Source organism: Nitrospinaceae bacterium, from assembly GCA_018669005.1.
Lineage (GTDB): Bacteria > UBA8248 > UBA8248 > UBA8248 > UBA8248 > UBA8248.
This window is the reverse complement of sequence record JABJAL010000034.1, coordinates 47,275-67,246: the sequence shown is the minus strand read 5'-3', so window position 1 is coordinate 67,246 and position 19,972 is coordinate 47,275. Positions and strand designations below refer to the sequence as shown.

17 protein-coding genes are annotated in these 19,972 nt (G+C 56.8%); 9 read left to right on the top strand and 8 right to left on the bottom strand.

Annotated elements, in window-relative coordinates; genetic code table 11:
• The first annotated feature begins 63 nt into the window (after nt 1-63).
• Both HOJ95_04895 and HOJ95_04890 read left to right on the top strand, forming a co-directional pair.
• Nucleotides 64-555 carry a hypothetical protein gene (locus HOJ95_04895; protein ID MBT6394021.1) on the top strand — a complete coding sequence of 164 codons (492 nt, stop codon included), beginning with the start codon at nt 64-66 and terminating at the stop codon, nt 553-555.
• A 76-nt stretch (nt 556-631) separates the two neighbouring features.
• Entirely contained in the window at nt 632-1,426 is a 795-nt protein-coding gene (locus HOJ95_04890; GenBank protein MBT6394020.1) for a hypothetical protein, read from the top strand.
• Here the strand turns inward: HOJ95_04890 and HOJ95_04885 are convergent.
• The 7 genes from HOJ95_04885 to HOJ95_04855 all read right to left on the bottom strand — a co-directional run bounded on the left by HOJ95_04885 (nt 1,423) and on the right by HOJ95_04855 (nt 11,497).
• Nucleotides 1,423-3,240: a YchF/TatD family DNA exonuclease gene (locus HOJ95_04885; protein ID MBT6394019.1), complete on the bottom strand. Its 1,818-nt coding sequence runs from the start codon at nt 3,238-3,240 to the stop codon at nt 1,423-1,425. The genes HOJ95_04890 and HOJ95_04885 overlap by 4 nt on opposite strands.
• A 34-nt stretch (nt 3,241-3,274) precedes the next feature.
• Nucleotides 3,275-5,278 carry a methionine--tRNA ligase gene (metG, locus tag HOJ95_04880; protein ID MBT6394018.1) on the bottom strand — a complete coding sequence of 668 codons (2,004 nt, stop codon included), beginning with the start codon at nt 5,276-5,278 and terminating at the stop codon, nt 3,275-3,277.
• Between the two features lie 40 nt (nt 5,279-5,318).
• Nucleotides 5,319-6,005 (bottom strand): stage 0 sporulation protein, encoded by a 687-nt coding sequence (locus HOJ95_04875; GenBank protein ID MBT6394017.1) that lies wholly within the window; start codon nt 6,003-6,005, stop codon nt 5,319-5,321.
• 235 nt (nt 6,006-6,240) lie between these two features.
• Nucleotides 6,241-7,263 carry an AAA family ATPase gene (locus tag HOJ95_04870; GenBank protein ID MBT6394016.1) on the bottom strand — a complete coding sequence of 341 codons (1,023 nt, stop codon included), beginning with the start codon at nt 7,261-7,263 and terminating at the stop codon, nt 6,241-6,243.
• Nucleotides 7,224-7,904 carry a dTMP kinase gene (tmk, locus tag HOJ95_04865; protein ID MBT6394015.1) on the bottom strand — a complete coding sequence of 227 codons (681 nt, stop codon included), beginning with the start codon at nt 7,902-7,904 and terminating at the stop codon, nt 7,224-7,226. The genes HOJ95_04870 and tmk overlap by 40 nt, the downstream gene beginning before the upstream one ends.
• A gap of 60 nt (nt 7,905-7,964) precedes the next feature.
• The gene (locus HOJ95_04860) at nt 7,965-9,359 is read right to left on the bottom strand and encodes a sigma-54-dependent Fis family transcriptional regulator (protein ID MBT6394014.1); all 1,395 of its coding nucleotides are present in this window, start codon (nt 9,357-9,359) and stop codon (nt 7,965-7,967) included.
• Entirely contained in the window at nt 9,356-11,497 is a 2,142-nt protein-coding gene (locus tag HOJ95_04855) for a PAS domain S-box protein (GenBank protein MBT6394013.1), read from the bottom strand. Before HOJ95_04855 ends, HOJ95_04860 begins: the two co-directional genes overlap by 4 nt.
• A 232-nt stretch (nt 11,498-11,729) precedes the next feature.
• On the opposite strand from HOJ95_04855, the gene hrcA reads away from it, so the two are divergent.
• The 6 genes from hrcA (at nt 11,730) to HOJ95_04825 (ending at nt 18,482) form a co-directional block, all read left to right on the top strand.
• Nucleotides 11,730-12,800, top strand: a complete 1,071-nt coding sequence (gene hrcA, locus HOJ95_04850; protein MBT6394012.1) for a heat-inducible transcription repressor HrcA — start codon at nt 11,730-11,732, stop codon at nt 12,798-12,800.
• A gap of 52 nt (nt 12,801-12,852) precedes the next feature.
• Entirely contained in the window at nt 12,853-13,950 is a 1,098-nt protein-coding gene (dnaJ, locus tag HOJ95_04845) for a molecular chaperone DnaJ (protein ID MBT6394011.1), read from the top strand.
• A 289-nt stretch (nt 13,951-14,239) separates the two neighbouring features.
• Nucleotides 14,240-15,115, top strand: a complete 876-nt coding sequence (locus HOJ95_04840; protein ID MBT6394010.1) for a 50S ribosomal protein L11 methyltransferase — start codon at nt 14,240-14,242, stop codon at nt 15,113-15,115.
• On the top strand, nt 15,112-15,885 hold the full coding sequence (locus HOJ95_04835; GenBank protein MBT6394009.1) for a 16S rRNA (uracil(1498)-N(3))-methyltransferase: 774 nt from the start codon (nt 15,112-15,114) through the stop codon (nt 15,883-15,885). The genes HOJ95_04840 and HOJ95_04835 overlap by 4 nt, the downstream gene beginning before the upstream one ends.
• 231 nt (nt 15,886-16,116) lie before the next feature.
• Nucleotides 16,117-17,397 (top strand): phosphoribosylamine--glycine ligase, encoded by a 1,281-nt coding sequence (gene purD, locus HOJ95_04830; GenBank protein MBT6394008.1) that lies wholly within the window; start codon nt 16,117-16,119, stop codon nt 17,395-17,397.
• A gap of 74 nt (nt 17,398-17,471) precedes the next feature.
• On the top strand, nt 17,472-18,482 hold the full coding sequence (locus HOJ95_04825) for a zinc-binding dehydrogenase (GenBank protein ID MBT6394007.1): 1,011 nt from the start codon (nt 17,472-17,474) through the stop codon (nt 18,480-18,482).
• 77 nt (nt 18,483-18,559) lie between these two features.
• Here HOJ95_04825 and HOJ95_04820 read toward each other — a convergent pair whose 3' ends face one another.
• A complete protein-coding gene (locus HOJ95_04820) occupies nt 18,560-19,243 on the bottom strand; it encodes a glycine zipper 2TM domain-containing protein (protein MBT6394006.1) in 684 nt (227 codons plus the stop codon).
• 264 nt (nt 19,244-19,507) lie between these two features.
• On the opposite strand from HOJ95_04820, the gene HOJ95_04815 reads away from it, so the two are divergent.
• Nucleotides 19,508-19,966 (top strand): acyl dehydratase, encoded by a 459-nt coding sequence (locus tag HOJ95_04815; protein ID MBT6394005.1) that lies wholly within the window; start codon nt 19,508-19,510, stop codon nt 19,964-19,966.
• The last annotated feature ends 6 nt before the right edge of the window (nt 19,967-19,972 follow it).

Below are 19,972 nucleotides of genomic sequence, written 5' to 3'. Positions count from 1 at the left end.
TGACAAAAACAATCCCACGCCTAATATATGTAGAGTCTTAATATTAAACAAGGAGGGATGTTGATGAAAACGGCACAAAAAACTATCAGGCTTCCGGACGCAGTGGATAAAGCCTTTGGGGACATGGCCCGGGCCCAGAAAATGGAGCCCGCGGACTTGATGGCGGATGTCCTCTCTGAATTTGCCCTGAAAGAAGGAAATCTGGGAAAGGAGGACAACCAACAAGTGAGAGCGGAAACAAAACTCAAGAAAACAGCAAGAGAACTGGCTCAGAAAATCTGTGCTGAATCTTTTGAGCCCAACGTAACATTGAGAGTTTTTCAGAGGCTTCAAAAAGATCCTGAGCTTCGCACCCTCTACGAAAAGACCATCGGAGCGGATGGGAAAGTACGTGGGAATCACACCAAGGCCCGGATCAACCGCGCCCTGGGAAGCATCATCAAGGTTGCGGTCGGCGGCACAGCCCGCACAGAAGAAGGCAACCGCGTTTCAATTCAGGTTAATGATGAGTTCATCTTCAACTACACGCCTCTTATGCCAACAGGCACAAACTAAGAAGCGCACTAGTTGAATTTGGGGGGAGCTTCCGTCGTCGCTCCCCTCTCCTTTTTCCCAGTAATGGGAGTTACAAATGCCAAGCATTCTGGACGGTGTAAGTGAAATCGTAGACCAATTTTTCGAACTTGAAGAAATCGGCAAACCACCTCATTACGGCCACATTTCTTCGTGCAAAAAATTATCGAAAAACCCACCAATAGATTTAAACGGAATTGACCTTTTACAAAAGATGTACGATCAAATTCTTAGCAACTGGGGTCGCTTAAAAAATACGCATGAAACCCAACCTTCCCAGGAAAACTGGCGATTCACGCAAAACCCTTATATCTCAGAAGACAATGACAGCCCTGAAGTGGGTCTTGAGCGATATTTCATCAAAATCGCCGATGAGCTATGGGCTAACCAAGTCCCTACATCATCCGGCCTTCTCGGACCTGATGCCAACAAGCATACGAAGATCGACATGGTGTTTAAGAGCAACAAAAAAGAATTCGAATTCATAGAGCTGAAAATACATTCGAACCAACCTCTATACGCCGCAATCGAAATCATCGGTTATGGGATGATCTATCACTTCACCATGAACCACTTAAGCAACCTTGGATATTCGGACAGCGGCAAGGAAATTTTAGAAGCAGAACACATTCACCTTAAGGTGCTGGCACCGAAAGATTATTACACCGACCACAACATGCGGTGGTTGGAGAACATGCTTGATAAAGGATTAGCAGATTTTCATTCTCTAAAAGAATGGAAGATGGATTTCAGATTTGAGCGGCTTCCAGAACCAATAACCACCGCCACCAAAGAAATTGATTCCCAACTGGCCCGAGCGGCCATCAAAGGGCGGAGCCCACTGTACCCTTAATCCGCGAGTGCAAAGGTGTGGCGGCGGAAGGGGACGTTCAACTCCTCGCGGGCGACCTGCTCGCAGGCCTCGATGTCGATGAGCCCCGGCATGTCCACGGCGGTAACCTCAACGTCGCTGAACTGGGTTTTCGCCTCGGAGATGAATTCCTTAATGGAGGGATAGGGGTTCTCAATATCCTTTGTCTTGCAAACTTTCTCGTAGGCCTCTGGGCTCTCGGCCTGAAGACTGATCGACACGGCATCAACAAGGCCAGAGAGCTCCGCAATAATACTCCTGCTATTCACGCGGCTTCCCAGCCCGTTCGTCACAAGGCGGATGCGGCGCGCACCTTTTTCCTTAAGCGCCCAGGCAACCTCCTTTAGTTCATCGAGCCGCAACGTTGGCTCGCCGTAGCCGCTAAATACGACTTCATCGTACCCGGAAGGATCGCCCGCCGCTGCGATAATAGCCGCCGCGTCCGGCTCGCTCTCAAGTGTGAGGTCGTGGCCCATAAACACCTTGTCGCTTAGTAGCCCGCAGAAGAAACACGCGTTGTTGCAGCGATTGGTGATGTTGAGATAAAGCTTGCCGCCCAGCGCGTAGGCAATAGTGCCCGCCACGGGCTCGGGGCCAATTTTGAACAGGCGGCGCACGTTCATCGATGTAGCTCTGGCCACTTCCTCAAGGCTAAGGCCCTTCACCTCAGCGAGCTTTTGCGCCACCTGAATTGTATAGGCGGGCTCATTGCGCTTGCCGCGGTTGGGAGGCGGGGTCATGTAGGGACTATCGGTCTCGACAAGAATCCGCTCGATGGGCACGTCGGCGAAAACGGCCCTTAGCTCGTCTGATTTCTCAAAAGTTATTGGCCCGGCGGCACCCAGGTGAAGGTCGAGGCCAAGAAATTTTTTCGCCATCTCGGCATCGGAGCTAAAACAGTGCACCACGCCACCGACACGCCAGACCTTTTCTTCTTCAAGTATTTGATACAAATCCTCATCGGACTCCCTGTTGTGGACAATAACCGGCTTGCCGATTTTCACGGCCAGGCGAATCTGCTCCCGGAACCAATGTTTCTGGAGTTTTTGAGGCGATAGGTTGTAGTGGTAGTCAAGCCCGATCTCGCCGATCGCGACAACCTTTTCATTCTCAGCAAGCGATTTGATGGGTCCTGAGGATTTATTAGCGAACGCTTTTGCCTCGTGGGGATGCACACCAACGGCGGCGTATACACCCTCGAACGATTTGGTGATGTCGAGCGCTTTTCGACTAGAGTCGAGATCCGAGCCGACGGCGATGATGGCGCCGATGCCCTTTGAGAAGGCAAGGTCGAGAACACGCCGGCGATCGCTATCGTATGCGCCGTTGTCGATGTGCGCATGTGAATCAACCAGAAGGGCTCCTCCCTCAAGGGCGATACCTTCAAGTGCAGCCGGATCGGCGAGTTCTAATTTTTTTTCGGGGACATCCCTCGGCGGCTGCGGGGAGGGAGTCCGATTCTGAGATTGGGGTCCGCGCCCACGACGCCTCCGTCTGGGACGGCCGCTTCCCGCGCCCTCTCCCGGGCTCCCCGCACGAGGCTGACCTCCCCGAGGCTGACCTCCCCGAGGCTGACCTCCCTGAGGCTGACCTTCACGCGGTTGGCCTTCCTGGGACGCACCTTGCTGGGGTGAGCCTTGTTTATCCGGGTTTTGCTGGCCCGAATCCGAACGAGGCGCTCCTGCTCGATTCCGATTCGGTCTCCCCCGGCCTCGTCGCCTTCGTTTGCCGCGTGTGTTACCACCCGGCGCAGGAGATCCATTCTCGGGTTTGCTTGGTTCTTTTGGACTATCCATTCTCGCCTCTTTCGTTATCCTTCATGCGCCGTGGTCAACTGACGCGGCTTCCCGAGGAGATACCATCCGGGATGCCAACAAGCTTGAGGCCATTATCATCCTTGGCGGCAAGCAACATCCCTTGGGATTCAACACCCATGAGTTTTACTGGCTCAAGATTCGCCACGACAACTACGGTGCGACCGATGAGCTCGGCGGGCTCATAAAACTTAGCGACCCCGGCAACAATCGTGCGGCGCTCCTCGCCAATTGAGACTTCTAGCTTCAACAGGTTTTTCGACTTGGGTATATTTTCGGCGGCCTCAACCTTGGCGACCCGCAACTCCACACGGCGAAAATCGTCGATGGTGATGAGACCTGCGCTTTCGGTGTCGCCTCCTTTTTCCTTTTTCTTCCCGGAAGATTTTTCCTTGGGAGCGGCCTCTCCGTCGCTCTCGCCCTCCGATATCCGCGCCGCCACTTTTTCCTCAAGCGCGGCCCGCGCGTCCTCTTCAATTCTGGGAAACAGGGGCTTGCCCAGTTTCGTTTCAAGGGCCTCAGGCAAAGCGTACAGATCCACCAGCGTCCCGAACGTCGCTGCGAGCCAATCATCGCCCAAGCCAAGCTGGAGCGCGATGCTGTCCGCCGTCTCGGGCATAACGGGTGAAATCATGGCGGCAACTACTCGAAGAGCCGCCCCGGCATGATAGAGCACCGAATCGAGCCGCTCCTCGGGCCCGCTCTTTGCGAGCGCCCAGGGGGCGGCAGCATCAATATATTTATTGGCCGCAGAAATAATCTCCCAGGTGGCGCGAAGTCCCGCCTGAAGATCAGTCGCCTCCATCTCTGACTCATAGCGCTGGGCGGCATTTTGAGTAGTTGAGGCAAGCGTTTTTTCAATCTCGGTGTCGAGCGCGGCGTCTCCCCGGCCTATTTTCCCTCCGCGATAGCGTTTGACCATATTGAGGGTGCGGTAAAGGAGATTACCCAAATCATTGGCCAGGTCGCTGTTGATCCGGTCGATGAGATGGGCGTGTGAAAAATCGCCATCCGAGCCAAAGGGAATCTCGCGAAGGATGAAATAGCGGAAAGCGTCCACCCCGTATTCCTCGATGAGCCAGTGGGGGTCCACAGCGTTGCCCAGGCTCTTGGACATCTTCTGGCCCTCTATCGTCCACCAACCGTGGCTGAACACCTGGCCGGGAAGCGGGAGGCCCGCCGACATCAAGAAAGCGGGCCAGTAAACCGAGTGAAATCGGAGAATGTCCTTACCGATGAAATGCTGATCGGCAGGCCAAGCGGTGCCCTCCGGGAAGCCGTCCTCACCCACGCCCTCGGCACCGAATCCGGCAGCGGTCGCATAGTTGCTCAGCGCATCGAACCACACGTAGATGACATGCGCCGGGTCATCAGGCACCGGGATTCCCCACTTAAAACTCGTCCGGCTCACCGACAAATCGCGAAGCCCCCCCGCGACAAAGCTTATAATCTCTTTACGTCGCCCCTCGGGTTGGATGAATTCCGGATGCTTCTCGTAGTACGCCAGAAGAGGCTCCTGGAATTTACTCAAGCGAAAGAAATAGCTCTCCTCGCGCACAGACTCCGCCGGGCGCCCGCAATCGGGACACTTGCCGTCATCAAGCTGGAGATCGGTGAGGAAGTTCTCGCACGAGACACAATACTTGCCCTCGTACTCGTCTTTATAGATGTCCCCGGCCTTGCTCACCCGCCGCCATATCTCCTGGACACCCCGCTTGTGGCGCTCCTCTGTTGTTCGGATGTAGTCGTCGCACTGGATATTGAGTTTTTTCCATAGGGCGCGAAACTTTTCGCTGTTCTCGGTTGCAAAGGCGAGGGTGTCTTTTCCGGCATCGAGGGCGGCCTGTTCTAATTTCTGGCCGTGCTCGTCGGTGCCGGTGAGCATCCGCGCAGCCTCCCCCCTCAAGCGATGAAAGCGCGCCTTGGCATCCGTGGCCACGGTCGTATAGGCGTGGCCCAGGTGGGGCTTGTCGTTAACGTAGTAGATTGGCGTCGTGACGTAAAAAGGTTTACCGCTCATAGCGACTTCAAAACTGCCTCTGTTATTGGTTAAGGGGGCGCTAGCCGCCGATAGGATTCTTTAGGGTGTACTGGCCATTGGCCATGCGCTCAAGCCCATCGGCATGAACTGTCATCCGCTCGCCGCCCTCAAGGGCCAAGGTCACTTCCTCGGCGAGGATATCCTGCCGGATCACCATGGCGGGGACGTTGCATCCGCCCACCCGTTTTTTGGGCGCCGGCAGCCGCTTTTTCACTTCTACATAGTGGGCGTGCTCAAAGCGAAGGCAACACTTCAGCCGACCGCAAGCCCCCGAAAGCTTCGTTGGGTTCAAACTCAGATTTTGATCCTTAGCCATCCGGACGGAAACGGGATCAAAATTCTTCATGTAGCTGCTGCAGCACAACTCCCGCCCGCAATCCCCGCAGCCGCCCTTGAGTGCCGCATCATCGCGCACCCCGATCTGGCGCATTTCGACACGAATCGAAAAATTCTCAGAAAGCGCCTTCACAAGCCGCCGAAAATCCACCCGACCATCTGCCGAGAAGAAAAACGTGCCCTTTTTCTTCGAGAAGGCGTACTTCACATTCGTCAATTTCATCGGCAATTTCAATTCGACAATTTTCTTTTCGGCCACATTGAAAGCCCGATTCTCAAGGCCCTCGATAGAAACGCTGTTCTTTTCGTCCTCTTCGGTGAACTTGCGCATCACCTTCGGAAGCGGAGCCTTGTGGTAGCGCGCCTCCATAAACCGGGGAGCGTCAGCAACGACACCCGCCTCCTCGTAGCCATCGATAGTCTTGATGACCACCCGCGTTCCCGCTATGAGGCGCACATCGCTCGCAAGATGAAAAATGGGCTTCGGGTCAAAGCGCGACACTATCGGGACGATTTTTATCTTTTCGGGAGCCTGATTTTCATCAGGGTATAGTCGGACAGCTGAACTTCCACCCTCGCTAGCGTTTTCAATCATAATATAACCCTCATCCAGCCGCGCCCACGGTGCCGCGCAGCGATATAACCAAAGATTCGAGTGTCAGGGAAGGATTCGTGTTGATCACCCCAACATCCCGGGTCGCTTCCTGGACCCAATCCACCGAACGGATCAAGCCGGGTACCCCCCACCTGCCGCCTATCGCCCGAAGCGCCTCAACCACATCTGCGTTCCAGGGCTCCACGGCATCCGGGGCCACCTCAAGAATCAGTATATCCCGAAGTAGACCTAAAAGCATTTCAAGAAACTCAAGAACATCGGCCCGGCTCGACCCGCCCCCTGCCTGGCTGGCCGCAAGCCCGAGAAGGCCCGCCTCATCTGCCTTTCCCGGCGGTGCCGATAGCCCGTTGAGAAAGGAAAGCGCCGCCTCGCGCCGCTCCTCAAGTGCACTCTGATCAGCACCAAAGGCTTTTCCTAGCCGTCCCATGCTCAGCGAAATCAGCTTGTCGAAATCCACCGCCTCATCCGCCAGATGCGCAGAAAGAATCTGGCGCTGCTCATCGCGACCAAGCGCCCTGAACCTGAGTTGGCGACACCGAGAGAGAACCGTGGGCGGCAAGGCATGCAGATTGGGCGTGACAAGAATGAACACTGCATCCTGGGCAGGCTCCTCAAGCGTCTTCAAAAAAGCGTTGAACGCCTGAGTCGTCACCCGGTGGGCATCGTCCACGATGAACACCATGCGGCGGCCCTCCTGAGGCCGCTGATAGGCCCGCTCCAGCACCTGATCGCGAACGGCCTCGATACCAATCGATTTCTTACCTTTCTCGGGAACGACCTGAATCACATCCGGGTGCGAGCCGCGCTCCACCTTCTCGCAAGCCTGACATGTTCCGCATGGAGGCGAATCCCCACCACACTGGAGTGCACGTGCGAAAATCGACGCTGCCGTCGCCTTGCCGCACCCCTCCGGGCCCCAGAAGGCATAGGCGCCCGCCACACGGCTCGCCGCAAGATCCCGCTGGAGCGAGTCTACGGCAGTGTCTTGACCTTGAAGGAATCTCCAGTCCATCCGAATGCCTTCGTTACTGTATCGAGTATACGGGTATGCACTTCCTCAATGGTGCCCGTCGGAATTAACCGAAATCGATCAGGCTCCCGGCGTGCAATTTCAATGAATCCCTGCCAAACACGCTCGTGAAAAGCCAAGCTTTCGCCCTCAAGCCGATCTCCCTCGGCCCCGCCCCGTGCGCGGCGAAGACCCTCCTCCGGCGAAGCTTCGAGCAAAAGTGTCATATCGGGCACCAAGCCTTCAGTCGCACGAACGTTCATTTCCTCAACAAGTTCCAGAGAAAGCCCGCGCCCGTAAGACTGATATGCCGTCGTCGAATCATAGAACCGATCACAAAGAACATGATCGCCCGCCTCAAGCGTCGGCCGAATCACCCGGCTAACGTGCTGCGCCCGATCCGCCTCATAAAGCAACAACTCAGCGAGAGGTGATACCTCCTCATCTCGGGGAGTAAGCAGTACCTCTCTTACACCGGCCCCGAGTTCAGTGCCGCCCGGCTCTCTCGTCACCCGGACGCCAAGGCCCACGCTTTTCATCCACTCATGCAAAAGGCCCAATTGGGTGGATTTTCCCGCCCCCTCGGAACCCTCGAAAGTAATGAATCGGCCCGGCAAATTACTGCCTCCAAATTTCAGGTGCATTGGGCAAATGAGCGGCTCTTGATTCAGGCCCAAAGCCTATCACACCGCTCTTATAATCAATCAGTTCTTGAGTTGCTCGGCTTGATCCAGTTTGCGGTAGATCGTTCGGGTGGCAATACCCAGCCGGCGGGCAGCGGCGCTTTTGTCCCCCCCCGTGCTTCTGAGAGTTTCAAGAATTACCCGGTGCTCGACCTCGGCCAAAGGCGTTCCCACCGGGATACTAATGATGGGGACACCGGCCTCGACCGCCTCGGTTTCGTCAGACACACCCCCCTTGGTGATTGCCGGCGGCAAATCATCGAGAGTCAACACCTCGCTTCTGCCCAGCACAATGGCGCGCTCCACCGTATTTTCGAGCTCGCGAATATTCCCCGGCCAATCGTAGTTCGTCATCGCCTCAACCGCATCACGCGAAAAACCGCTTACCTGCTGGTTGTTCTTGGCCGAAAAACGCTGAATGAAATGTTCGACCAGAAGCGGGATATCGCTCCGCCGATCTCGAAGCAGCGGCAAATTGATGCTGATCACGTTTAAGCGATAGTAGAGGTCCTCTCGAAAGCGGCGCTCGGCAATGGCCAGGGCAAGATCCTGATTCGTCGCCGCAACGATGCGAACATCCACCTTGATAGTCTCGTTGCCGCCGAGGCGCTCGAACTCGCCCTCCTGGAGTACACGGAGAATTTTCGCCTGAAGCGGCATCGGCATATCCCCAATTTCATCGAGAAAAAGCATCCCTTTGTCTGCGAGAAAAAAGCGCCCCTCCTTTCGAGAGACAGCGCCCGTGAACGCCCCGCGCTCGTAGCCGAACAATTCACTCTCAAGCAGATTTTCCGGCAGGGCCGCACAGTTGACCTTGATAAACGGCCCCTCTACCTGCTCGCTCGATTTGTGAATGGCGTTGGCTACAAGCTCTTTACCTGTGCCGCTTTCCCCGAGAATGAGAACATTGGCCGAGGTCGGCGCCACCTGCCGAATTAATTCCTTAACCTCGTGAATGGCCGCGCTATTGCCAATGATGCCGTGCGAGTCAGTCAGATTTTGAAGCTTCGCGCGAAGATCTGCGTTCTCCCGGATAAGGTCTTGCTTTTCGCGCGCCTTGGAAATCGCCTTCAGAACAACAACACGCTCAAGCGGCTTGGTGATGAAATCGTAGGCACCCTCGCGCATGGCCTCAACAGCGGTCTCGACGGTGCCGTGCCCCGAGATAAGAATCACCTCTGTCTCGGGGCTTTTACGCTTCAACTCCTTGAGGAGCGATATCCCATCCATACCAGGCATCTTGAGATCCGTTATGACCAGATGTGCGGGCTCGGTTTCGAAAATCTCAAGGGCCGTTTCGGCATCATGAGCAAAGGAAACGCGGTAGTCCTCCTTGGCGATCATCTTCTCGAGCGCCTCGCGGCTACCGCGCTTGTCATCAACAACCATGACCTGAATTTCGCTGTTAGACCTCATGCCTTAGTCTCCACCGGCGCCACCGCCGGAAATTCAATATGGAAAGTGGTCCCCGCTCCCTCCTGGCTTGAAAAGCGGATGGAGGCCCGATGCTCGGTCAGAATCTGCTGCGTCAAAACAAGACCGAGCCCAGTACCACTCGCCTTTGTCGTAAAAAACGGGGTGAACAAAAACGCCTGCTCCCCGGCGGGGATTCCCACCCCTTCGTCCTCGACATCGATACCCACACCACCCTCTGGGCCTGGGCGGGTGCGAACCGTAAGCCTGCCGCCATTGGGCATGGCGTCAAAGGCGTTGAGAATGAGATTTTGAAGCGCCAGGCGAATCTGCGTCTCGTCGAATTCAACCTCTGGCGCATCGAGGGACAGCTCCCGCTCAATTCGTATCTTTCGGCTCGACGCCTCCTCGCTGTAAAAACTCAAAAGTTCATCGAACACATCGTTGATGAATCCTACCCGCCGCTCCGAGCGCGGCATCCGTACGAACTTGAGATAATCATCCGTCACCTGCCGAAGAATATCCACTTCGTGCCGAATCGAGCGGAGAAGAGCCCACGCCTCGGAGGTCTTCTCATCGTCGAAAGCGCCCAATTCATCTCCGAGCAACTCGGAATTCAAATTAATGGCGGAAAGTGGATTGCGTATCTCATGGGCAACCTGGGCGCTCATCTTGCCCACGATGGAGAGCCGCTCTTGCTGAAGAAGTTGCTGCTCCAGCTCACGCCGCTCAGTCACGTCCTTGATGTAGAGAATGACCTGCCTGACCGGCCCCTCGCTACTAAAAATCGGGTAGCTATAAAGCTCTATGTCTCGCCTTTTCCCATCGGGCATCAGGACAGAGCGATCGGCAAATCCTCGCTGACCACTCTCAAAAGTATGCTCAACAACATTGTGGTCTGCCAGGCCTTCAGGAAAAACCCCATCCCCCTCCCCGCTCCAAGTGCGATATAGCAAATCGGCGATCTCACAGCCAAGAAAACGGCTCATCTCCCGATTCACCGTGAGGATCTTAAAATTCTTATCCAGGATACAGATGCTGTCAGTAATACCATCGAAAAGGGCCTGAAGGCGCGTTTTGCTCTCAAGAACCTGGCCCGACCAATGGAGACGATTCTCCATCCGGATGCGGCGACGCTCGCGATCAAGGAGGAGCAGGGCGGCCACAACTATCACAACAAAACCAAAGCTGGTCAGAATAAAACTTTTTCGGAACACCCGCCGAACCAGATCGCCCACCTCGGACGAGGACGCCGTGACGGCCAAGGTCCATTGCTCTTGCCCGACGAGAATCGGCGAAAATGCCGTTAGGGTTCGGCCCCGGCGCGTTACCTTTCCCGGTCGAAAATCATGATGCCACTCAAAACCGCGACCTCCCTGGCGCATCTGGACCGCAATTCGCTTGAGACGCTCATCCCCGAGGCGCTCGGCAATATCTCCGATTCGTTTTCCCTCAAACATCCGGAAACCGGGCGCGAAGAGAATTCGTCCAGAGGCATCTAAAAGCCAGGCACGGCCTTTCAATCCCGACTGAACAGGATCGACAAAAGAGGTGCCCAGATCATCAAGCGTCACCTTGACGTAAAGCCAGTCTCCACCCCCGACCGGGGCGGCGTCAAAGATATATTTCGGCTTGCCGTTCTTTCGGACAATCAGGAAACAAAATCGGACACGCGAGGAACATTGCGACAGGAGGGCAGCATACTCTTGGTTCGTCAGATCGAGGGAGCCTGAATTTTCACTCAGATAGCCGACCTCGCTGACGCGGAGCCGCCCCCCGAGGCGCTCGAACAGACCCGCGATGGAACTCATCCGCCCTGGATGATCAGGACCAACCGTTCTGAGAAACCGAGCGCTATACCTAAGACTTGCGGAAAGCTCATCTAGAAAAGAGGCTATTCTACCGCTAGCCTGATCGGCGATCAGAAGCTGCTGGCGGTTGAACTGGTATTCGATATCTCTTGTGGCACCGGAATGGATTTTGAGTGAGATGGTAATTAAAACGATCAACACCGCCGTCACGCCCAGGACAACGAAATACTGGAATCGGCGGTTCACCCGGCGGGATTCTTGAATACCGGAGTTCTCGCCATTAACGGGCTCTTTGGTTACATTTTGCGCGGCCATCGCTCTTTCCACCATCTGACATACCCTACAAAACGATTAATGATATCATATTCAAAAGTTTATGAAGAAAATTTCAGAATATAGAAGGGGTGCATAGAACTAACATATAGTGCAAAGGGGAAATTGCATGAAACAAAATTTCTTGACAGCCTCTCCCCCCCTGTTTAAGCTCCATTAATAAGGTTAGCACTCCACCTACAAGAGTGCTAACCATACTTGTTCGCCCTGCCATGGGACTCGAAAAATCATGACCGATACGACTCTCTCGGCACGAACCCAAGAAGTGCTCCGGACGGTTGTGAACACGTTTATTGAGACCGGCGAGCCTGTTGGCAGTCGCACCCTCTCGAAGAAGATTCCAATCTCCTTAAGCCCGGCGACCATCCGCAACATCATGAGCGATTTAGCGGATGCCGGATTCATCACCAAGCCACATGCTTCGGCCGGAAGGCTGCCCACGGATTTGGGCTACCGGGTCTTCGTCGATGCCCTGATGAACGTCCACCACATCACCCCCGAGGAGCGTGAGTCCATTCAGGGGAGCACCGCCCGCCGCATGGCCCAGGTCGAGCAGGTCGTCACCCAGGCCTCACGAATACTCTCCGAACTTACAAACCAAGCGGGCATCGTCGTCCTCCCGGGGCGCGATCAGCTCATCTTCCAGACTATTCAGTTTATCCGCATGTCCAGCGAAAACCTCCTCGTCGTCATCGTCTCGGAGAGCGGCGTCATCCAGAACCGCGTCGTCCCCGCCGGGGAGGATCTTGAGCAAGAGGAACTCAACCGCATTTCGAGCTACCTGAACGAGGAGTTCGGCGGCCTCTCCCTCCGCGAGGTTCGCGTCCGCGTTTTGAAAAGGATGGGCGAGGAGCGCGACAATCTTGACCGGCTCTATAAACAGGCCGAGGAGCTCAGCCGCAGAACCTTCCTCGATGACGAGGAAGAGGGGGGCGAGGCGCTTTTCGTCGAAGGTGCATCGCGCGTTTTCACCCAGCCCGACTTTGCCGATGATTTCGACAAGCTACAGAACCTCTACCAGGCTTTTGAGGATAAGGGCCGGCTCATTCGTCTGCTCGACGGTTGCCTCAACTCCCAGGACATCACCGTCTTCATAGGCGCCGAAAACGATATCGACGGCATGAACGAATGCAGCGTCGTGGCGCGCTCCTACTCCATCGACGACAGGCCGCTGGGCACAATCGGCATCATCGGCCCCAAGCGGATGCACTATGACCGCGTGGTCTCCCTCGTCGAGTGGACGGCCGACGCCGTGAGCCGCCATATTTCGAGCAGCGACTACAGGCCCGAGACGAAGTAGCGACTGCTCCCTTTCTTTCATCAATCCCCCAAAATTCGGAGGCGTGCCACAAATGGCCCGAGACGCCTATGAAGTCCTAGGTGTTCCCCGGGGAGCCGGCGCCACCGAAATCAAAAAGGCCTACCGCAAACTCGCGCTTGACTACCACCCTGATCGAAACCCGGACGATAAAAACGCCGAGACCCGCTTCAAAGAGATTGTCATCGCCTACGAAACCCTCAAGGACCCCAAAAAGAGGGCCTCACACGATTCAGCCCCAAGAGGATCGCGAACCGGCGGCAAACAAGGAGATTACGGCCCCGAATGGGAAGAATTCTTCTCCCGTATTTTCAAATCCCGGCGAGACGGAGAAGACCCACGCAAGGAAGCCGCGCCCCTCCGAGCACCCGGCGGCGATCTTCAAGCGCGACTAGAGATTTCGCTCGAGGAGGCGGCAACGGGCGTGGGGAGGGAAATCGAAGTGCATCGACGAGTTGTGTGCCAAAGCTGCCAGGGCAAAGGGGTGGACCCCGGTGCCCAGCCCTCCGAATGCATCCACTGCCGGGGCTCTGGCGAGGTACGCTTCAAGCAAGGGCTGGCCGAGGTTTCGATTCCCTGCTCAACCTGTATGGGCGAGGGCGTCCACATCCGAGAGAAATGCGCCGCCTGCAGGGGTGCAGGTCGCAGGCGAGAGCGAGAGCGCATTCGCGTAAAGGTGCCCGCCGCCGTGGAGGAAGGCACCCAGCTCAGGGTTCGCGGCAAGGGAGATGAAGGCGAAGACGAGGCAGGCGATCTCCTCGTCACTGTGCGGATAAAATCCCACAAAATATTTGGGCGCACGGGGAACGATATCCTCTTCAACCAGCCCATCACATTCACCCAGGCGGCACTGGGTGATGAAATACTCGTCCCCACCCTCGAGGGCCAGGTGAAGGTTCGCATACCGGCTGGCACCCAGACAGGTCAGATATTTCGCCTCAAAGAAAAGGGACTCTCCCCGGCGGGCGGGCGCACCACAGGCGACCAGCTCGTCACCGTCACCGTCGAGACCCCCATTCGCCTCAACAAAAAACTACGGGAGCTCCTAAGGGAGTTCCAGCGCTTCTCCACCGCCTCGACCCACCCGCTCGCCAAGCGCCTTCTCGACAAAGTAAAGGCCTTCCTGCGCTGATTGCCGAATCGAAGCGCCCCACTTAAAGTGCTCTAATCTGTAGTCTTTATTCTTCATCTGAAGGAGAAAATCCAATGACAAGCGATGCCGAGGCAAGAATCGAGGAATTCGTATCCAATCACGCGAGCTGACCGGCAAGGTCACTGGCAAAGGCGAGGGCAGCTCGATCTCCATTGAGTTCACCGGGACCAATCAATTCGACGAAGCGGCAAGCTCCGGCTCGGCCGAAGTCATATTACCGCTCAAAGGCTAGCCCTTCGGGCAGCTATCACCTAAAGGAAGACCCCTGATGCCCGCATGGATGGAGCTTCTCGCCCAGGTATCCGGAGAGCTCGCCGAGGAAGCCTCGGCCCGTTTGATTGAAGCGGGGGCCTCCGCAGTTGAGACACGGGACACGCAGCCCGGCGTCTGTCTGTTGATCACCCATTTTCTCCTTGAGGCAGGGGCAACCCAAAAACTGCGGGCCTCAGAGGCCGCGCTCGCCGATATCGGAATCCCACCTAGCGCCATTGCCGTGCGCAACATCGAGGAAGTCGATTGGGTTACCCGCTCACGTGAAAGTTTCACGGCCCGGCCCTACGGGGAGCGCCTCTGGGTGCGCCCGCCCTGGGATGCGCCCGGCGCGCCCGAGGGCCGCCAGGAAATTATCCTTGAGCCCTCGCTCGCCTTCGGAACCGGACGCCACCCCTCGACAACGCTGTGCCTCGAGGCCATTGATCGAATGTGCGCCGCCGGGGCGCCTGAACGATTTCTCGACATTGGCTGCGGCTCGGGAATCCTCAGCGCGGCGGCCCTTAAACTCGGGGCAGGCCAGGCCCTAGCGCTCGATCTCGATCCGGAAGCAGCGGACACCGCCCTCAAGCTCGCAAAAGAAAATGATCTTACAGGCCACATGCGGATACTCACCGGAACGCTTGAACCTACTACTGCAGGCGATTGGTGGGGGCGGGTGGACATGCTCGCCGCGAACATTTTTCTCAACCCTTTAAGAGAGCTTGCGCCATTGATGTTTGGAGTGCTGGCCTCGGGGGGCCGAGGCATCTTGAGCGGCATCGGCTATGAGCAGGCAGACGCCCTGGCCGAAATTGTCGAGGCGGCGGGACTCACCGTAAGCGGCAAAAAATATCATGACGAATGGGCTGCGGTCGAGATTGAAAAACCATGAGTGCCGATCGGCTCCGTCTTTTTTATACCGAGGCATCGCAAATCACAGGCGATGAGGCGCTGATAACAGGTGATGAAGCCGCCCATCTCGTGCGAGCGCTCCGCATGAAACCGGGCGAGCAGTGCCGCCTCGCCACCGAGGCGGGCGATGAATTCATTGCTGAGATTTCCAATGTTTCACCTAAAGAGGTAAGCGCAAAAATCATCGAGCGGCTTGGTAGGCGCCCTCCCCCGCCACTTTTAGTCACTCTGGGTCTGCCGCTCATCAAGGGCGAGCGATTTGAGTGGGCTCTTGAGAAAACCACCGAGCTTGGCGTGACCGCCTTTCGCCCGCTCGCGCTTTCTCGGTGTGAAGTGAAAATCCCCGCAAACAAAGCCGACGCGCGCACCACCCGCTGGGAGCGCATCGCCCGCGAGGCAGCCAAGCAGTGCGGGCGCATACCCCCGCCCCTGGTATTGGGCCCCGCACCGCTGGATGATTTTCTCTCTAATACCAAGGACGCGGACCTTAAGCTCATCGCCTGGCTCGGAGAGGGTCGCCTCATGGCCACGGAGGTCATCGCCGAGACCAGGGCAACGAAAAAGGAGGATGCCCAAATAAGCGCCGCCCTCATCCTTGGTCCCGAGGGCGACCTCACGCCCGAGGAAGTCGAGGCGGCATGCGCGGCAGGCTTTATCCCGGTGGACATGGGCCCCCGCGTATTGAGGGCCGACACCGCACCCGTCGTGCTGGTCACGATGCTTCAGGCCGCTCTCGGTGACATGGCCTGATTTTGACAGCCAGGTGCACTTACCCGGATAATCATTCCAACAGGCGTGCGCCCCGGCCCGTATAAGCCGGGGACTTGAAGTAAGACCCCCGCGACTCTACGGGGGTTTTCTTTTTGGTGAATTGTTCAAGTAAACATTTATCCATGCGGATTGACGCCCCGCCGCCTCGGGTGCAATCTTCTCTTACCTAAAATCACACCACGCTGAATCATTCAGGCTTAGGAGCATCTGATGAAAGTCATTATTGTCGGCGGAGGCGGACGCGAGCATGCGCTGGCCTGGAAACTGGCCCAGAGCCCGGAGGCCGAGGAAATTATCTGCGCGCCCGGCAATGCGGGAACGGCCACAATTGGCCGCAATGTGCCCACCAGTGCCGAGGACATCGAGGGCATCGTCACACTCGCAAAAGCCGAGGGGGCCGGTCTTGTCGTCATCGGGCCCGAGGCCCCTTTGGCAATGGGACTCGCCGACCGGCTTGAGGCTGAAGGCATCACAGCCTTTGGCCCCAAAAAGGGCGCCGCACGCCTTGAGGCGAGCAAAGCATTTTCAAAAGAGTTGATGCAGGAGGCGGGCATTCCGACAGCCGCGTTCGGGGTGTTCGAAAATCCTGATGAGGCGAAAAGCTTTGTGAGACAGCGCGGCGGCGGATGGGCCGTTAAGGCGGATGGTCTTGCGGCTGGCAAGGGGGTGCTCATCTGCCCGGATCCGGCCTCGGCCGAGCTCGCCATATCCGAGATCATGGAAAATCGCGCCTTCGGCGAGGCGGGCGAGCGATGTGTAGTAGAGGAGTTTCTCGAAGGCGAGGAAGCGAGCCTGCTTGCCTTTGTGGACGGCGAGACTGCCGTACTCATGCCCTCGGCCCAGGACCACAAACCCATAGGCGAGGGCGATACCGGCCCCAACACGGGCGGCATGGGAGCCTATTCGCCTGCCCCGGTAATGACGCCCGAGTTAGAGGCGCGCGCGATGCGCGAGGTTATCGAACCCACGGTGCGCGCACTGGCCAAGCTTGGCACACCCTATAAGGGGATTCTCTATGCCGGGCTAATGATCAAGGACGGAGATTTTAAAGTCCTGGAGTTCAATTGCCGCTTCGGGGACCCGGAGTGCCAACCGCTTTTAATGCGGATGGACTCGGATCTATTGCCCGTTCTTATCGCCTGTGCGACGGGCAACCTGGCCAATGCTGTGGTCTCGTTCTCGGTGGAACCTGCAGCTTGTGTCGTCATGGCTGCGGGGGGCTATCCGGGCGACTATCGAAAGGGCGACGTGATTAGCGGGCTTAATGAGGCCAATGCCATCGGGGGCGCGTATGTTTTTCACGCCGGAACCTCGGAAGATGAGCAGGGCCAGGCCGCCACATCTGGGGGGCGCGTTCTCGGCATCACGGCGCGAGGCCCCGACATCAAAACCGCGCTCGGGCGAGCCTACGAGGCCGCCGGGCTGATTCATTGGGACGATGCGTATTACCGGAAAGACATCGGCGCCAAAGCGCTCCGCCGTCTTCCATGACAACCGTCAAACAATCCTAAAGAGGGGGAGCCGTTGTGCAAGCGATAGTATTACCTGGGCCTGGAGAGCCTTTTGTGATGGAGGAGCGCCCGGACCCGAAACCCGGTCCCGGTGAAGCGGTGGCTAGGGTGCTGGCCTGTGGCTCGGGCCTCACAATTCAACACACCCGCGTTGGGCGCAACCATGGCGCGAACTATCCCGTCATCATCGGCCACGAGATCACGGGCGAGATTGTCGAGACCGGTACCGGAGTGAACAACCTTAAGGTAGGCGACCCGGTTACATGCTATTTCTACCTCGATTGCGGCCACTGCAAATGGTGCCTGAACAACAGGCCGACGCTTTGCTCGAACCTGGCCGGGCATGTTGGCCGCCAGATCGACGGCGGCTACGCCGAATACATCAAGATGCCCGAGCGCAACTACATCAAGATCCCAGAGAGCCTCGACTGGAGGGGCCGCCCGGCGGAGGTGGGCGTCATCGCCGACGCCCTGGCCACGCCTTATAAAGTTATCAGGCGGGCCCAAATCGCTCCGATTGACACTGTCGCCGTCATTGGTGCAGGCGGCGGCCTGGGCATCCATATGGTGATGATGGCTCACTGGGCGCGCGCTAGGGTTATTGCAGTGGACGTTGTTCCCGAAAAACTCGAGAAATGCCGCGAGATTGGCGCGAGCGAAACGGTGAACGCCTCTGACGGCAAAATGGTAGAGGCGTTGATGGACCTGACAGGTGGAGATGGGGTGGATGTCGTGGTGGACTTCGTCTCGAACGAGAAAACGCTCACCGATGGCGTCAGATCGCTCGGGCGCGGGGGCCGGCTCGCCACGCTGGGCGGGGGCGGCTCCAAAACACCCTTCGAGGCCGTGGGCGGCGAACTCTCGGGCAAGGAACTCAACATCATGGGCAGCCGCTACTGCACGCGCCAGGAGGTCAGCGACACGCTGGATATTGTGGCGCGGGGAGATGTCTGGCCACTTGTTACCGAAAAATACGGCTTCAACATTGGAGACGCCGAGCTTGTCCATGAGCGTCTTGAAAAGGGTGAGGTTATGGGACGCGCCGCCATAATGGTCGCCGGATAAATATCGCCTTTTAAGTCTGAACAATAAACGCCCCCACGATTTTCAAACCGTGGGGGCGTTTTATTGTTTCGTAGCGCTTAATTGACGACGTTCCAGCTTCCATCTGGCTGGCGACAGGCGGTTCCGTAGGCACGTTTGCTCTTGCCATCGATGACGACGGTCTGGGTGTACTCACGGCAGTAGCGACCTTGAGCATTTTGATAGGCGGGCTTCGGGATCACTGTACCGTGGGCATTTGAGTCCGGGTCGCGCCAGGGCACTTCGGTCTCCGAGCGGGATGTCTCTAGGGTACGGTTCGTCGTACTCGCAAGAATAAGCTGCTGGCGCTCGTCAAGTTGCTTGCCAATCTCGCCTCCGGCCAAAAGACCGATGATCGAGCCCGCGACGGTGGCAACTACCTTTCCCCTGCCCCCGCCAATTCGCGATCCGATGACACCGCCACCGATGCCGCCGAGAATGGCACCGAGCACCTGGCTCGAATTTTCCGCGCGCTCGTATGTGGAATATGTAGTGGTGGTCCCTACCGGCTGATAAACACGCTCAACATAAACAGGCTCACGATGAACGTGGCGGTGTCCCCAATGGTGGCCATAAAAGCCCGAATAAAATATAGGGGGTCGAAAGTGACGAGGACGAAAATGCCGAGAGCGGATGTGGCGCGCTCTAAAATGTCTGTCTCCGTGCCAAGCATCGGCGCTGCCTGTGAAAAAGAGCGCCCCGCCCATGATTCCCGCCAGCGCTATCACCATAAATCTTTTCATTTCGTAATCTCCCGGATTGTTGGACTCTCTTCCGGTCGCCCATATCGCCAATAGCCAAAAAAGTGCAAAACTTCATTGCTGCCGTTTTGGACGCGGCGGGTTCCCATTTCGATTCACCTTCAAAGAAAACAATACAAGTATTTTTATTTCAATTACTTACAAAGAAAATAGCTCGCCCCCCTCTAGTCTCCAACTAAAGAATCGACTAGAATTTAGCAAGCACTGACACATGACAAAATAAAGTTTACCTATAGGGAGAAAAGCGTGCAGAGCGGGATTCCTTTAGAGGACTGGGTCGTTGGACAAAAAATTACGACTCGCGGGCGAACCATCGCCGAGACGGATATCGTCAACTACGTAAATACGGTGGGCTACACAGAGAGCCTCTTTCTCGACATGGAATATTTGCGCGAAAAGGGACACGACAGGCGCATGGCGCCAGCGCTTTTAACCGCCGGGATAGCCGACGCACTCATCATCCAGACGGGCATCCTGCACAACTACGCCGTGGCGTTATTGGGAATAGACAATCTCGTCGCCCGGGCCCCGGTTTATGCGGGCGACACCCTGCGCGTCGAGGTGGAAGTCAACGAGACCAAAGCCTCCACGAGCCGCCCCGACAGGGGCGTTGTCGCCAGCCACCAGAGAGTCATCAACCAAACGGGCGAGGTTGTGCTTGAGTACGATGTAAAACGAATGGTTCTTCGCGAAAAATCTGTTTAAACGCCG